Genomic DNA, 14,410 nt, shown 5'->3' on the forward strand with positions numbered 1-14,410 from the left:
TCATGCCGACAATTCTGGTTCTTCCCATTGCCAGAATTATCGATCTGGGGGATGCTTTTGCCAGATGCTCTGAGCTAGGAGGCAACGATGCCCGACAGTATCTTTGGCCGTCGCCCGCTCCGGCGGCTCGCGGTCCCCGGAGTCTCGAACGCGGGTTACTTCGCCGACGATTCGATGATTCGCCGGGTCATGCGCAAGCGGGCGGTCGGGCTCACCTACGGGCAGCGCGCGCTGGTCGTCGGTGCGGTGAATCCGCTGCTGTACGTCGGCACCGCGGAGCACACCGCGCACCGCACGACGCCGTACACCCGACTCGCCATCACCGGCCGGTTGTTCGAGGCGGTTGCCCTGGGCACCAAGGCCGAGGCCGATCGGGCACGGTCGTACACGGACAAGAAGCATGCGAAGGTGCACGGCGCGCTGCCCGAGGATGCGGGCGCACACCACCCCGCCGGGACCGGCTATTCCGCGCACGATCCGCAGCTGATGTTCATGACCATGGCATTCACCTTCGACTCGGCCGAGGTCATGCACGACCTGCTGGTCCGCAGGCTGACCGCGACCGAACGCGAGGATCTGTATCAGGACTACGTGTACTGGGGTGAGCTGTTCGGCATGCCGCGCGAGGCCGCGCCCGCGAGCTATCCGGAGTTCCGCCGCTACTTCGACGGCTACCTCGATTCCGAGGAGCTCTACCTCACCGACGAGGCCCGCCTGGTGGGCTCGTACCTGGCCGGACAGCAGGTGCCCTATCCGCTGCCGCTCCCGCTGAATCAGGTCGTGAACAGCGTGCACCTGCTGGTCCAGGGCAGTCTGCCCGCGCGCATCCGCGAGATGTACGACATCCGTTGGGGTCGACGCGAGGAACTGGGCTTCCGCACCCTGTCCCGCGCGGTCCGCACCGCGCACACCTCCGTACCCCTGACCCCGCGCGTCCTGCACGGCACCCTCGCCGGACCCAGCGCCCCGGTCTACCGCATGCTCGGCCGCCGCGAGAAGGAACTCGTCGGCTCGGGCCGCCCCAGCATGCCCGGCGTGGACCCCCGCAGCCACGCGGAAAGGCATGCGGTCTGAAGATGCGTGCTCGATGAGTCACCCATGTGCTTTCCAGGCTGGTCGTCCCGTTTAGGATCGGCTCATGTCCAGTCCTGCACCAACCGGTGAGCGCAAGCAGCGGGTCCTGTCCGGGATCCAGCCGACGAGCGATTCTTTCCACCTCGGCAATTACCTTGGCGCGCTGCAGTATTGGGTGCAGTTGCAGGAGGACTTCGAGGCGCTCTACTTCATTCCGGATCTGCACGCCATCACCGTGCCGCAGGATCCCAAGCAGCTGCGCAATCGCACCAAGCGCGCGGCGGCGCAGCTGCTGGCGCTGGGCATCGACCCGAAGCGCTCGACGCTGTTCGTGCAGAGTCAGGTGCCCGAACATGCCGAGCTGACCTGGGTGCTGAACTGCATCACCGGATTCGGCGAGGCCAGCCGGATGACGCAGTTCAAGGACAAGTCCGCCAAACAGGGCACGGACAACGCGACGGTCGGCCTGTTCACCTATCCGGTGCTGATGGCCGCGGACATTCTGCTGTACCGCCCGCACCTGGTGCCGGTCGGCGAGGATCAGCGCCAGCATCTGGAGCTGACCCGGAATCTGGCGCAGCGGTTCAACACTCGCTTCAAGAAGACGTTCGTGGTTCCCGACCCGCACATCGTGTCCGGTACCGCCAAGATCTACGACCTGCAGGATCCCACCTCGAAGATGAGCAAGTCGGCCGCCACCGACGCCGGCCTGCTCAATCTGCTCGACGATCCGAAGGCGTCGGCGAAGAAGATTCGCTCCGCGGTGACCGACACCGAGCGCGAGATCCGCTACGACCCGGAGACCAAACCGGGGGTGAGCAATCTGCTGGTGATCCTGTCCTCGCTCACCGACACGCCGATCGTGACACTCGAAAAGGATTATGTCGGCAAGGGATACGGCGAGCTCAAGGGCGACGTCGCCGACGCGCTCGTGGAATTCGTCACCCCGCTGCAGGCGAAGGTGCAAGAGTATATGGGCGATCAGGGCGAACTCGATCGCGTTCTCGCCGCGGGAGCGGAGCGGGCGCGAGAGATCGCCGGCAACACTCTCGCGCAGGTGTACGACCGGGTCGGCTTCCTGGCTCGCTGAATCCGCGCGAGGGAGTGGGCCTGCGCGGACGTGGTCTTCGCTGCCTCGGCCTGCGGCCGCCGCCCTGATGCGAGATCGGCCAGTCGAGTTACCGTCCGCGCGGATTCATGTGTCGAGGTCGCCGTCCGCGCGGACGTCCGAGCGTTGCGGGAGGTTGGGTGTTCGGCAGGATGAAGGCGCGGATCGCGGACGCGGTCCGGACCCGCCCCTGGCTGGATCATCTGGTGCGAGCCGGTGCGAGCTATCAGCGTCAGCGCGGTGACTACTACGCGGCCGGAATTACGTATTTCACTGTGCTGTCGTTGTTTCCGATGCTGATGGTCGCGTTCGCGGTGGCCGGATTCGTGTTGTCGCACAATCCGCATCTGCTCGACGAGATACAGGACAAGATCGTCGCGAATCTGCCCGGATCGCTGGGCGGGCAGGTCAACGACCTGGTCGATCAGGCGGTCAAATCCCGTACCGGCGTCGGGGTGATCGGTCTGGTCGGCGCGTTCTACGCCGGACTGGGCTGGATGGCCAATCTGCGGGCCGCGCTGACCGAGCAGTGGGAACAGCAAGCGCCGCAAGGTAACTGGTTCCGCACCAAGATCTCCGATGTGATCGCACTGCTCGGTCTCGGTGTCGCGCTGGTGGTCTCGTTCGGTATGTCGGCGCTGGCCTCGAGCAATCTGGGCCGCGAACTGCTCACGCTGATCCATCTGCAGCACGCCCCGGGCGTCGGGCTGCTGCTCACGATATTGTCGCTGGTCCTGGCGGTGCTCGCGTCCTGGGCGGTCTTCGCCTGGGTGATCGCGCGGCTGCCGCGTCAGCCGGTCACCCTGGTCAGCGCCGGACAGGCGGCGTTGATCGCCGCGATCGCCTTCGAGTTGTGGAAACAGGTCGCCAGTTACTACCTCAAACATGTTCTGACCAGCCCGGCCGGTGTCGCCTTCGGTCCGATCCTGGGTCTGATGGTCTTCGCCTACATCACCGCGCGGATCATCCTGTTCGCCACGGCATGGGCGGCCACGGCTCGGGAGAACATGCTCGAGGCCGAGGTGCCCCCGCCCGGCCCCGCGGTGATCCAGCCGCGGATGTCGGCGGGGATGACCGCGAAGACGGGCGCGGTGTTGTTCGGGGCGGGTGCGGTCGCCGCGACGGCGCTGACCCGATTCCGGCACTCGAAACGGTGAAGCCGACCGAAAACCATTGACCCCGTGCGTATTTCGGTCGCCGTTACGGCGCGGGCCGGATGGTCACCGTCGCGGCTTCTTGCGCGGGAACCAGGAACCCGGATCGAAAACCCTTGCCTGACTTGTCAACGTCTCGCGCCAATCCACGCGCTCGCCTTCCAGCAGCAGGAAGGTGGCCAGGAGTAGCAGTCGGCTCACCCGCGGGTCGTGGACCAGGAAGCGATATCTGTTGGACACCCCGGCCCGTCGTTCGACCTCGAATCCTCGGCTGTCGCCGCTCTCGAACCGGACGTGCAGATTCATCGCCAGCGTGGCGATGTCGACCGTATCGAGCAGCCGCAGGCCACGCCGTTTCAGCAGATTCGAATCGGCTCCGAGCTGCTTGCCCGGTAGGGTGCCCAGCCCCTCCTGATGGAAGGTGTAATTGCGGCCCACACTCTGGAAACCGATCGCCTCGGACTTGAAGTAGCCGATCGAGCGTTTGTCGATCCCCACGGCCAGGCCGGGAATGATGGTGCCCGCCAGGACATCGAGGTCCGGACCGGTATGCACCGGGAACGGCACCGCATTCGGACCGGTCATGGCCTCGGTACGGCCGAACCGCGCGATCGGCCGATCGGAATCGGGCCGGAGTACGTCGTAGGTGGTACTGCGAACCTGGTAGTCGGGCGCCACCACGAATTCCGTGACATCTTCGAGCACGACAAAACCCCCTTCTCAGGACACCGACGGCAGCATCGCGATGCGCGCGGTGCCCGCCGCCGGATCCCAGCTCTTGTTCTTCTCGAAGTCGAATCCGCGTTGTTCGACATCGTCGACCAGGCTGCCGATGCTGGGCATCGGCGAGCTGAACGCCGACTCCACGGCCTTGATACCGGAGGTGATCTTCTCCACAGCGGTCTTGATCTGGCCGTAGAGCGTGAAGATCTCGTTGACCGCCGCGACGACGATCTTCACCTTCTTGTAGATCTTCTCCATCCGGTACGCGGTCCAGGCGGCGGCCGCGATATCGGCCAGCGGATCCTCCGGACCCAGTCCGATCGCCTCGATCGCGACATCGCCGCCGATCGTCTTGGCCGCCTCGATCGCGAGATCCTTGATACATCCCTCGAATGCCGCGCTGATCTTCGTCACGATCATTGTGACCAGTGTGGTGATCGTCTCGTAGACGTCCTTGAAGACCTTGGCGATCTCCTTGGTGCCGTCGCCGATGCCGCCCAGGCCCATCGTCCAGCGGAACAGGTACGTGTCGAATGCCTCGGCGGTGTCGCCCTGCCATTCGGCGCCGATCTTCCACGAACCCTTGCGCAGCGTGCCGGCGACGGTATAGCAGGCGTCACCGAGGGTGTCGTAGGCATCGTGCAGGTACATCAGGCGATCCCAATCGCCCACCAGCGGCTTGAACAGCTGATCGATGAAGCTGCTGCCCGTGACGTATTTGTACATCTTGTCCGCGACCCAGATCAGGCTCCCGCCTTTCAGAGCCTGTTTCACCCCGCCGATCATGCCGGTGGAAATCGTGTCGGGCTTGCTCGGGGCCTTCAGGGTGACGTCTTCGTCGGTGAAATTGCCCAGCAGTGACGCGCCCGGAATCGCCGAGATATCCGCGGCGCTGCCCGCCGAGGTGCCGAACAGCGTCGATATCGCCGTGGCGTTCGTATCGTCCTGGGAGCGCAGCTCCTTCTCGACCGTGGTGACCTTGCTCCGGATCTGCCCCATGCCGGTCTGGCACTGCTTCAGTTTGCCGTCGAACAGATCGGCCACCTTGGGGACGATGGTCTTGCCCGGGGACAGCAATCCGTCCAGCCCGTCGACCTCCGCGCATTCCTTGGTGGTCCACGCGACCATCGGCGTCAGATGATCGCCCTGTTTCGACACCAGTCCCGTGTAGGCCGTGAAGTCTTCCGTCGGCGGCACATTGAGCACAGTCGCCACGGGCCCCCCTTTTCGCTCTCGATCCGATCCGCCGCAGGCTGCTTCGGCCATCCGGGCCGTCGCGGGTACCTGTCTGATGGATTGGACGCAGCGCGGCGCGTGCCGGTTCCAGCGTTTTTCGAATCGCGTCAGCGACGCGCGCGCCCGCTCATCCGCCAGACCAGCACGACCAGGATCAGGATCACTGCCAGGCCGACCACGATCAGGGTCGTGCGCAGGTTCTCGTGGTCGTGGTTCGTGCTGGGCGCCGATGCGCCGACGCTGTGCACCGGCGGGGTGGCCAGGGCCGCGGTGGGTGCCTGGTCGGCCTCGGAGCCGGGGAGTGCGCCGACGTTCGCACCCGTGGGCAGCGAGAAGCCGTAGTCCAGCAGGCGGGCGGCCTGTTCGGGCGGGCGGATCGGCAGGACGTCGGCCTTCAACAGGGTGACGACTAGGCGGTGGCCGCCACGCTGGGCGGCGGTGACGAAGGTCTGCCGGGCGTCGTCGGTGTAACCGGTCTTACCGCCGAGATCGCCCTCGTAGTCGTAGAGCAGCCGGTTGTCGTTGGCGATGGGGAAGCCGGGGTGATCCTTGTCGCCGGGGATCTTCGGATCGGCCGGGAAGCCGGGGAAGTTGTACTCCTCGGTGTGCACGATGTCGGCGAACGCGGGGATCGTCATGTCGTGGCGGAAGATGGTGGCCAGGTCGTAGGCCGAGATGCTCATGCCCGGCCCGTCCAGGCCGGACGGGGTCGCCGCCCGGGTGTCCAGGGCGTGCAGTTCCTTCGCCTTCGCGTCCATCTGCGCCAGGGTGCGGTCCACTCCGCCCAATTGCATGGCGATGGCGTGCGCCGCGTCGTTGCCCGAGCACATCAGCAGGGCGTGGAAGATCTGGTCGTTGGTGTAGCGGCCGCCGGCCCCGATGCCGACGCGGGTGCCGTCGGCATTCGCGTCGTCCTGGGTGCCGATCACGACCTTGTTCAGGTCGAGCTGCGGTAGTGCGACCGCGGCCAGCAGCGTTTTCATCGTGGAGGCGGGCCGGTAACGGCCGTGTGGATCCTTCGCGGCCAGCACCTTGCCGGTGTCCAGATCGGCGATCATCCAGGCCGTCGCGGAGATGTCCTTGGGCACCGGCGGCGCTCCGTCGGGCAGCAGCACGCCGCAGCCGCCGAGTTTGCCGCCGCCGACCGGGCTCGCGGGCACCGGCAGCGGCTTGGGCGCTGTCTGGCCCGGTTCGGGGACCTCGGATTCATCGATCGCCGCGGGCGGGGAGATCCGGTCCGGGCAGGAATCGGTGTTCGGCGTGACGAACGGGACCGAGGTTCCGGTCGGCTGCGCGCTCGCCGGGCCGGAGAGCGCGACGTCGACGCCGGTCAGCGTGGTGACGCCGACGAGTCCGGCGGCCAGGGCGACGGCGAAGGTGGCGAGCGAACGTCGGCTCGCACGAAGGGTGCTGGTGCGGCCGTCGGGCCGGGGTGTTCGAGTGCGCATCGTCGTCGAGCTTATGCGGAACCGGTCCGGGCGCGACTGTGAGCTGGTCGAGTACCGGGCTGGGGTCGTGGCGTACTCGGGACATCGCAGGCACATCAGATATTGACATGAACTATGAAATGAGAGCTACTATCAAAATATAGAACCATCCAAACGATTGGATCTGTCATGAAGGCAATGGATGCGCGCGACAGCGGCCCGGTCACCGGGGCGCCGGGGGTTGCGGCACAGACGTCCGGCAGGGCGCGCTGGCTGGCGCTGGGAGCGCTCGCGACAGCCATGCTCGCGATCGGGCTGGATACGACGGTGCTGGTGGTGGCGCTGCCCACCATCTCGGTCGATCTGCATGCCGGAACCTCGGCGCTGCAGTGGTTCACCACGGCGTACACGCTCGTCCTGGCCGCGCTCATGCTGCCCGCGGGTGCACTCGGAGATCGATACGGCCGCAAGCGGTTTCTGCTCGCCGCACTGGTGCTGTTCGGTGGCGCCTCGCTGTGGTGCGCGCTGGCGACCTCGTCCGGTGAGCTGATCACCGCGCGTGCGCTGCTGGGCCTGGCCGCCGCCGCGATGATGCCGCTGTCGATGTCGGTGCTCCCGACGCTGTTCCCCGAGAAGGCCGATCTGCAACGGGCGTTGACGGTCTGGGTCACCTCCACCGCGATCGGGATGCCGCTGGGCCCGATCGTCGGCGGCTGGCTGCTGCAGAACTTCTGGTGGGGCTCGGTCTTCCTGATCAACGTCCCGATGGTGCTGATCGGCCTGATCGCGGTGGCCGTGCTGGTTCCGGAATCGCGCAGCGAGAGGACCTTCCGGATCGATCTGCTCGGTGTGGCGCTGTCCGCGGCCGGGATGCTCGGGCTCACCTACGGTTTCATCCGCCTGGGCGGACAGGGCTGGGGTGACCCGCTGGGCTGGAGTACGGTCGCCGCGGGTGTGGTGGTGCTGGTTCTCTTCGCCGGGTGGCAGCGCCGCACCGATCACCCGCTGATCGATCTCGGGCTGTTCCGGGTGAACGGATTTCGCTGGGGGACAACATATTCCATTGTCATCAACTTCGCGATGTTCGGAATGTTCTTCACCGTGCCGCAGTATTTCCAGGCGGTGCTGGGAGTGGATTCGCTCGGCAGCGGATTGCGGCTGCTGCCCTTGATCGGCGGGCTGCTGATCGGCACTCGGCTGGTGGACAAACTGTTGCCGCGGGCCGGACTGCGCGTGGTGCTGGTGATCGGATTCCTGCTGCTGGCAGGCGGTCTGGTGATCGGCGCGCTGACCACGGTGAGCAGCGGCTACGGGTACACGGCGCTGTGGATCACGCTGCTCGGCGCCGGAATGGGATTCGTGATGCCCGCCGCGATGGGCATGGCGATGGGCGAACTGGATGCCGAGCGGTCCGGCTCGGGATCGGCGCTGATCCAGGCGCTGCGACAGGCCGGCGGGACGATCGGGGTCGCGGTCCTGGGAACCGTGCTGTCCACCCAGTACCGCGCGCAACTGGGCGGTTACAACCATTCGCCGATCTCCGACGGCGTCAGCGGGGGAGTCGCGGTCGCGCACAAACTCGGCGACGGCCTGATGCTCTCGAAGGTGCAGTCCGCCTTCGTCGGCGGAATGGGCGCGATGCTGTGGGTCTGCGCGGGAATCTGCCTGATCGCGGCAGTCGTCGCCGCGATCCGCACGCGCAGTACGGCATCGTCCGCGCGGACCGCGGACGATGCGGGAGAATCGCTGCATGTCGGCTGATTCGAAGGCGCCGCCAACGCAGGCCCATTCCGCGGCGAGTTCGCCCCGGATGGGCCTGCGCGAGCGCAAGAAGGAACGTACCCGCCGCACCATCCGGACCGAGGCCATGCGGTTGTTCTCCGAGCAGGGCTACGCCGAGACGACGGTCGAGCAGATCGCCGAGGCCGCGGACATCTCGCCGAGTACGTTCTTCCGCTACTTCCCGTCCAAGGAACAGGTCGCCACCGCCGACGATCTGGATCCGCTGATGATCCGGGCGGTCGAGGCGCAGCCCCCGGAGCTGTCACCGCTGCGGGCGTTCGTGCGCGCCACCGTCGAGGTCTTCGATGCGCTCGAGCCGGACGATCTGGAATTCGAATACCAGCGGATGAGGCTGATCTACTCGGTTCCCGAACTGGCCAGCGTCATCGCCCGCGAGACCGAGCGCAATGTGCGGATGGTCGCCCAGCTGGTCGCCGAACGGGTCGGCCGGTCCGCGGACGAGCTGGAGGTGCGCGCGTTCGCGGGGGCGTTGATCGGCGCGATGAGCACCACGTTCGATCCCACCACCGGCTACGGGCTGGATATGGACAAGATCATGCGGGTCGCCGATTTCCTCGAGGCGGGGATGGCGCTGTAGTGAGCTCGGCGACGATGTCGTCGGTGACCGTGGCGAAGAATCCGCCCACCACGTCCTCGATCTCGGAAATCGAAGCCGCGCAGTACAGTACGGGCTGGTAGTGGGTGATGTCGTAGGCCGCCGTGCCCATCTCGTACACGTTCAGCGGACGTAGCTGGGCGTCGCGGAACTCCTCGATCTCACCGTAGGAGGACAGCAGGCCCGCGCCGTAGCAACGGATCCGGCCGCGTTCGCGGACCACGCCGAACTCCATCGAGAACCAGAACACGTCGGCCAGGAACTTCAGTGCCGCATCGGTTTCCAGCCGGGCCACCGCCGCGCCGACCTCGGCGTAGATCGCGGCGAACCGGGGACTGGCCAATTGATTGGCGTGGCCGATGATTTCGTGGATCGCATCCGGTTCGGGCGTGTAGAGCGGGGCCGAATGATGCCGGATGTACTGCGTGGAGTGGAAGACGCGGTCGGCGAAGGAGCCGAAGAACTCCCGCAGCGGCACCAGCCCGGCCGCGGGGACGTAGCGAAATCCGGTGAGCGGCACCAGTTGCGCGGACACCTCGTCGAGCTGGGGAATGTGATCGCGCGGCAGGCCCAACCGGTGCGCGCCCGCGAGCACCTCCGCGGACGCGTACCTCCGGTGTTTGCGGGACAGCTCGGCCGAGGCGATCCGCCATACCTGCTGTTCGTCCTCGGTGTATTCGATCCGGGGCGTCGGCTCGCCCCGCCGGTAGGCCAGGGCCCGTGCGGCGATCGCGTTGCGGCGAGCCCGGTAGGCGGGATCGTGCACGCCGGGGTGCTCGTCGCTCAGGTGCACGGTCACATCACCGTCGGTGCCCGTGGTCACCGGCGAGTACAACTGAGCTTCGTTGAACATGCCTAGATGCAATCACCGCTGGGCTCAGCCGACAATAAAAGACCGGTTACCTTGACAAATTGCCTAGCAGATCCGGTGTCGATCGAGGTTCGGAGCCATCAGAAGAAGCCGTCGTCCCGGCGTTCGTCGGCGTAGCCACCGTCCTCGAATCCGCGTTCGTAGGCGCGTTCGGAGTCCTGGTCGTCGTCGAAGAGCACTTCACCGAGCAGCATGCCGCCGACCACGCCCGCCGCACCCGCGCCTACCACCGCGGCGGTGCTGTGCCCCTGACGCTGGGGCGGATACCCGGGCTGTCCCGGATAGCCCTGCTGTGGATAACCCTGCTGCGGATAGCCGGGCTGCGGGTAACCAGGCTGTGGATAACCCTGCTGCACGGGCTGATAGTAGGGCGGCTGCGTGGTCTGAATACGTTGCGCACACATCTGGCAGACCTCGACGGGCCGGGGCACACCCCACTGCGGCTGCCACATCGCCTGCGTGGTCGCCTGGCCGTGGGAGGAGTCGAAGAAGCAGATCACGGCACTGTCCTTACTACGAATACGCCCGTCCCCGTGCGGGATCGGGCTTCGAGCCTGTCTGCACTCCCAACGCCGCACCCGGCGCACGGAGTTCCCGCTCGCCGCCGCGCGGTGCTGTGATCTACGACGAAGGCCGCTCACATCCGATGATGTGAGCGGCCTTCGGGGCCTTGCCTTTCCGGGTGATCCCGGAGCGCATTGCTACCGCGCGAACAGCAGTGCGCGCTTGACCTCCTGGATCGCCTTGGTGACCTCGATACCACGAGGGCAGGCGTCGGTGCAGTTGAAGGTGGTGCGGCAGCGCCACACGCCTTCCACATCGTTCAGGATGTCCAGGCGCTCGCGGGCGCCCTCGTCGCGGCTGTCGAAGATGAAGCGGTGCGCGTTCACGATCGCGGCCGGACCGAAGTAGCTGCCGTCGTTCCAGTACACCGGGCACGAGGTGGTGCAGCAGGCGCACAGGATGCACTTGGTGGTGTCGTCGAACCGGTGCCGGTCGGCCTGGGACTGGATGCGCTCGCGGGTGGGCTCGTTACCCGAGGTCATCAGGTACGGCTTGACCGCGCGGAACGCGTCGAAGAACGGCTCCATGTTCACCACGAGGTCCTTCTCCACGGGCAGGCCGCGGATGGGTTCGACGGTCATGGTGAGGCTCTTGCCGTTCTTGGGCAGCATGTCGCGCATCAGCACCTTGCACGCCAGCCGGTTCACGCCGTTGATGCGCATGGCGTCCGAACCGCAGACGCCGTGTGCGCAGGAGCGACGGAAGGTGAGCGTGCCGTCCAGATAGGACTTGATGTAGATGAGCACGTTCAGGAAACGGTCGGTGGGCAGCACCGGCACCTGGAAGGAATCCCAGTGCGCGCCCAGCTCGTTCTCCGGGTTGAACCGGGCCACCTTCACGGTGACCATGACCGACCCGTCCGGAACGGGGGCCGGTTTCTGCCCTGCGGGAGCTTCGGCTACAGCAGTCATCAGTACTTACGCTCCATCGGCTCGTAACGGGTCTGCACGACCGGTTTGAAGTCCAGCCGGATGTCGGCGATCAACTCCGCCGGCGCACCGGGCTCGACCTGCTTGTACGCCATGGTGTGGCGCATGAAGTTCACGTCGTCACGGTTGGGGTAGTCCTCGCGGGCATGGCCGCCGCGCGACTCCTTGCGGTTCAACGCGCCCACCACGGTCACCTCGGCCAGCTCCAGCAGGAAGCCCAGCTCGACGGCCTCGAGCAGGTCGCTGTTGTAGCGTTTGCCCTTGTCCTGCACGGTGATCCGCTCGTAGCGCTCCTTGAATCCGTGGATATCGGTGAGCACCTTCTTCAGCGTGTCCTCGGTGCGGAACACACCCGCGTTGGCGTCCATGGTCGCCTGCAGCTCGCCGCGGATGTCGGCGACGCGCTCGTCGCCGTGCTCGGACAGCACGTTGGCCAGCCAGTTCTGCACCATGGTCGCGGGCTCCGGCGGCAGCTCCACGAAGTCGTGGCGCTGGGCGTATTCCGCGGCGGCGATGCCCGCGCGACGTCCGAACACGTTGATGTCCAGCAGCGAGTTGGTGCCCAGCCGGTTGGAACCGTGCACCGAGACGCAGGCGCACTCACCGGCGGCGTACAGGCCCGGCACCACGTCGGTGTTGTTGCGCAGCACCTCGCCGCGGATGCGGGTGGGGATGCCGCCCATCACGTAGTGGCAGGTCGGCATGACCGGCACCGGCTCCTTGACCGGGTCCACACCCAGGTAGGTGCGGGAGAACTCGGTGATGTCGGGCAGCTTCTCCTCGAGCACGTCCTCACCGAGGTGGGTCACGTCGATGAACACGTAGTCCTTGTTCGGACCGCCGCCGCGGCCCTCGGCCACCTCGAGCACCATCGACCGGGCGACGATGTCGCGCGGGGCGAGGTCCTTGATGGTCGGGGCGTAGCGCTCCATGAACCGCTCACCCGACGCGTTGCGCAGGATGCCGCCCTCACCGCGGACCGCCTCGGAGATCAGGATGCCCAGACCGGCCAAACCTGTCGGATGGAACTGGTGGAATTCCATGTCCTCCAAGGGAAGTCCCTTGCGGAACACGATCGCCATACCGTCGCCGGTCAGCGTGTGCGCGTTGGAGGTGGTCTTGTACATCCGGCCCGAACCGCCCGTGGCGAAGATGATCGCCTTGGCGTGGAACACGTGCAGCCGGCCGGTGGCCAGCTCGTAGGCGACCACACCGGTCGCGACCGGGCCGCGGTCGGTGTCGGTGAGCAGCAGGTCCAGCACGTAGAACTCGTTGTAGAACTCCACGTCGTGCTTGACGCAGTTCTGATACAGCGTCTGCAGGATCATGTGACCGGTGCGGTCCGCGGCGTAGCACGCGCGCCGCACCGGCGCCTTGCCGTGGTCGCGGGTGTGCCCGCCGAAGCGGCGCTGGTCGATCCGGCCTTCGGGGGTCCGGTTGAACGGCAGGCCCATCTTCTCCAGGTCCAGCACCGCGTCGATGGCCTCCTTGGCCATGATCTCCGCGGCGTCCTGGTCGACCAGGTAGTCACCACCCTTGACGGTGTCGAAGGTGTGCCACTCCCAGTTGTCTTCCTCCACGTTGGCCAGTGCGGCACACATGCCGCCCTGGGCCGCGCCGGTGTGGCTGCGGGTGGGGTAGAGCTTGGTCAGCACGGCGGTGCGGACGCGGGGCCCGGCCTCGATCGCCGCACGCATTCCCGCGCCACCGGCACCGACGATCACCACGTCGTAGCGGTGTTCCTCAATCGGGTTCTCGGTCATCGAAGAGGCCTGTTCCTAACTGATGTTGGGGTCGAAGGTGAAGATGACGTAGGTGCCCACGCCCATGATCAGGATCATCGCGACGGCCAGCAGGGTCTTGAGCCAGAACCGGGTGGAGTCCTTGCGCGAGTAGTCGTCGATGACGGTGCGCAGGCCGTTGCCGCCGTGCAACTGAGCCAGCCACAGCATGGTCAGGTCCCAGATCTGCCAGAACGGGCTGGCCCAGCGACCGGCCACGAAGGCGAAGTTCAGGCGCTTCACGCCGCCGTCGAGCATCAGCATGATCGTCATGTGGCCCAGGACCAGCACGATCAGCAGGATGCCGGAGAAGCGCATGAACAGCCACGCGTACTTCTCGAAGTTGTTGCCTGAGGCCCGGCGCGGCGCGCGGGGCGAGTCGAGGCTCGCGGGGCGGTCGTAGGACTTGCCGAGGACAGGTGCGGTCATGGTCTCAGAGCTCCGTCGTGATCATGTAGAACAGCTGGCGTCCCACGCCCATACCGGCGACGATCACCCAGATCGCGAGCACGATCCACAGCATCAGCCGCTGGTACTTGGGGCCCTTGGACCAGAAGTCGACCAGGATGACCCGGACGCCGTTGAGTGCGTGGAACAGCACGCACACGACCAGGGCCATCTCCATCAGCGCGACGAGCGGGTTCTTGTAGGTCTCGATCGCCCGGTTGTAGGTGTCCGGACTGACCCGCACCAGCGCGGTGTCGAGCACGTGGACGAAGAGGAAGAAGAAGATCGTCACACCGGTGATCCGATGCAGCGCCCAGGACCACATGCCAGGGTCGCCGCGGTACAAAGTCTTCCGCTTCGGCTGAGCCGGAGCTTCCAGCGTGGTGGTCATAGAGTGCGGTGCCTCCAACGTCGTTGTGGACCCGCCGGGCGGGCCGGCAGTCTGATCCGGTCGCAGATTTCGGCGCGCGGACAGTAGGAGCCGTTGGATCTGAATACACCAGCTCTGTGCCCGGAGCCGACACCCCGAAGGCGGTGGCCGACGGTGCATGGCCAAACCCGAACCGATCTTTCAGAACTGTAATCCCCGGACATTCGCGGAACTAATTCGGCGTGCCGCTCGTTGCGCCGTAATTCCATGAGTTAGGTTTGCCTTGCCTGACGTCTCGAAGTGCTCGAGGTAGCTTTTTCTCGACCGT

The 14,410-nt window shown here is 66.2% G+C and carries 14 protein-coding genes; 5 read left to right on the forward strand and 9 right to left on the reverse strand.

Translation table 11 applies throughout. From position 1 onward, the window contains the following. The first annotated feature begins 87 nt into the window (after positions 1-87). From K7711_RS16460 to yhjD, 3 genes are all read left to right on the forward strand, one after another. The gene (locus K7711_RS16460) at positions 88-1,074 is read left to right on the forward strand and encodes an oxygenase MpaB family protein (protein ID WP_222970267.1); all 987 of its coding nucleotides are present in this window, start codon (positions 88-90) and stop codon (positions 1,072-1,074) included. 64 nt (positions 1,075-1,138) lie between these two features. Next, positions 1,139-2,164 carry a tryptophan--tRNA ligase gene (gene trpS / locus K7711_RS16465; protein WP_222970268.1) on the forward strand — a complete coding sequence of 342 codons (1,026 nt, stop codon included), beginning with the start codon at positions 1,139-1,141 and terminating at the stop codon, positions 2,162-2,164. A 170-nt stretch (positions 2,165-2,334) separates the two neighbouring features. Further along, complete coding sequence (gene yhjD / locus K7711_RS16470) at positions 2,335-3,339, forward strand: inner membrane protein YhjD (RefSeq protein WP_222970385.1); 1,005 nt, start codon at positions 2,335-2,337, stop codon at positions 3,337-3,339. 63 nt (positions 3,340-3,402) lie between these two features. Here yhjD and K7711_RS16475 read toward each other — a convergent pair whose 3' ends face one another. The 3 genes from K7711_RS16475 to K7711_RS16485 all read right to left on the reverse strand — a co-directional run bounded on the left by K7711_RS16475 (position 3,403) and on the right by K7711_RS16485 (position 6,743). Next, positions 3,403-4,041 carry a hypothetical protein gene (locus K7711_RS16475; RefSeq protein ID WP_222970269.1) on the reverse strand — a complete coding sequence of 213 codons (639 nt, stop codon included), beginning with the start codon at positions 4,039-4,041 and terminating at the stop codon, positions 3,403-3,405. A gap of 15 nt (positions 4,042-4,056) precedes the next feature. Beyond that, positions 4,057-5,274 carry a hypothetical protein gene (locus K7711_RS16480; protein WP_222970270.1) on the reverse strand — a complete coding sequence of 406 codons (1,218 nt, stop codon included), beginning with the start codon at positions 5,272-5,274 and terminating at the stop codon, positions 4,057-4,059. Positions 5,275-5,402: 128 nt separating this feature from the next. Next, entirely contained in the window at positions 5,403-6,743 is a 1,341-nt protein-coding gene (locus K7711_RS16485) for a D-alanyl-D-alanine carboxypeptidase family protein (protein WP_222970271.1), read from the reverse strand. Positions 6,744-7,022: 279 nt separating this feature from the next. On the opposite strand from K7711_RS16485, the gene K7711_RS16490 reads away from it, so the two are divergent. Together K7711_RS16490 and K7711_RS16495 are read left to right on the forward strand one after the other, a co-directional pair. Further along, a complete protein-coding gene (locus K7711_RS16490; RefSeq protein ID WP_235747334.1) occupies positions 7,023-8,483 on the forward strand; it encodes an MFS transporter in 1,461 nt (486 codons plus the stop codon). Next, positions 8,473-9,102, forward strand: a complete 630-nt coding sequence (locus tag K7711_RS16495; RefSeq protein ID WP_372460146.1) for an acyl-CoA-like ligand-binding transcription factor — start codon at positions 8,473-8,475, stop codon at positions 9,100-9,102. The genes K7711_RS16490 and K7711_RS16495 overlap by 11 nt, the downstream gene beginning before the upstream one ends. Here K7711_RS16495 and K7711_RS16500 read toward each other — a convergent pair. From K7711_RS16500 to sdhC, 6 genes are all read right to left on the reverse strand, one after another. Next, entirely contained in the window at positions 9,059-9,973 is a 915-nt protein-coding gene (locus K7711_RS16500; RefSeq protein ID WP_222970273.1) for a phenylalanine 4-monooxygenase, read from the reverse strand. The genes K7711_RS16495 and K7711_RS16500 overlap by 44 nt on opposite strands. Before the next feature lie 98 nt (positions 9,974-10,071). Beyond that, positions 10,072-10,491, reverse strand: coding sequence for a hypothetical protein (locus K7711_RS16505; protein WP_051192739.1), 420 nt, complete (start codon positions 10,489-10,491; stop codon positions 10,072-10,074). Positions 10,492-10,692: 201 nt separating this feature from the next. Beyond that, positions 10,693-11,466 carry a succinate dehydrogenase iron-sulfur subunit gene (locus tag K7711_RS16510; RefSeq protein WP_222970274.1) on the reverse strand — a complete coding sequence of 258 codons (774 nt, stop codon included), beginning with the start codon at positions 11,464-11,466 and terminating at the stop codon, positions 10,693-10,695. Next, entirely contained in the window at positions 11,466-13,247 is a 1,782-nt protein-coding gene (gene sdhA, locus K7711_RS16515; RefSeq protein ID WP_040819308.1) for a succinate dehydrogenase flavoprotein subunit, read from the reverse strand. The genes K7711_RS16510 and sdhA overlap by 1 nt, the downstream gene beginning before the upstream one ends. Before the next feature lie 15 nt (positions 13,248-13,262). Next, positions 13,263-13,694 carry a succinate dehydrogenase hydrophobic membrane anchor subunit gene (locus K7711_RS16520; RefSeq protein ID WP_222970275.1) on the reverse strand — a complete coding sequence of 144 codons (432 nt, stop codon included), beginning with the start codon at positions 13,692-13,694 and terminating at the stop codon, positions 13,263-13,265. A gap of 4 nt (positions 13,695-13,698) precedes the next feature. Beyond that, complete coding sequence (sdhC, locus tag K7711_RS16525) at positions 13,699-14,103, reverse strand: succinate dehydrogenase, cytochrome b556 subunit (protein WP_083895435.1); 405 nt, start codon at positions 14,101-14,103, stop codon at positions 13,699-13,701. Positions 14,104-14,410 lie beyond the last annotated feature (307 nt).

It is taken from the genome of Nocardia coffeae, assembly GCF_019890715.1.
Classification (GTDB): Bacteria; Actinomycetota; Actinomycetes; order Mycobacteriales; family Mycobacteriaceae; genus Nocardia; species Nocardia jiangxiensis.

Bases quoted from the DNA above. Each gene is read 5' to 3' on its own strand.
- K7711_RS16520 (WP_222970275.1), bottom strand. From the start codon at position 13,694: ATGACCGCACCTGTCCTCGGCAAGTCCTACGACCGCCCCGCGAGCCTC.
- K7711_RS16510 (WP_222970274.1), bottom strand. From the start codon at position 11,466: ATGACTGCTGTAGCCGAAGCTCCCGCAGGGCAGAAACCGGCCCCCGTT.
- sdhA (WP_040819308.1), bottom strand. From the start codon at position 13,247: ATGACCGAGAACCCGATTGAGGAACACCGCTACGACGTGGTGATCGTC.
- trpS (WP_222970268.1), top strand. From the start codon at position 1,139: ATGTCCAGTCCTGCACCAACCGGTGAGCGCAAGCAGCGGGTCCTGTCC.
- K7711_RS16490 (WP_235747334.1), top strand. From the start codon at position 7,023: ATGCTCGCGATCGGGCTGGATACGACGGTGCTGGTGGTGGCGCTGCCC.
- sdhC (WP_083895435.1), bottom strand. From the start codon at position 14,103: ATGACCACCACGCTGGAAGCTCCGGCTCAGCCGAAGCGGAAGACTTTG.
- K7711_RS16500 (WP_222970273.1), bottom strand. From the start codon at position 9,973: ATGTTCAACGAAGCTCAGTTGTACTCGCCGGTGACCACGGGCACCGAC.
- K7711_RS16460 (WP_222970267.1), top strand. From the start codon at position 88: ATGCCCGACAGTATCTTTGGCCGTCGCCCGCTCCGGCGGCTCGCGGTC.
- yhjD (WP_222970385.1), top strand. From the start codon at position 2,335: ATGAAGGCGCGGATCGCGGACGCGGTCCGGACCCGCCCCTGGCTGGAT.
- K7711_RS16485 (WP_222970271.1), bottom strand. From the start codon at position 6,743: ATGCGCACTCGAACACCCCGGCCCGACGGCCGCACCAGCACCCTTCGT.
- K7711_RS16495 (WP_372460146.1), top strand. From the start codon at position 8,473: ATGTCGGCTGATTCGAAGGCGCCGCCAACGCAGGCCCATTCCGCGGCG.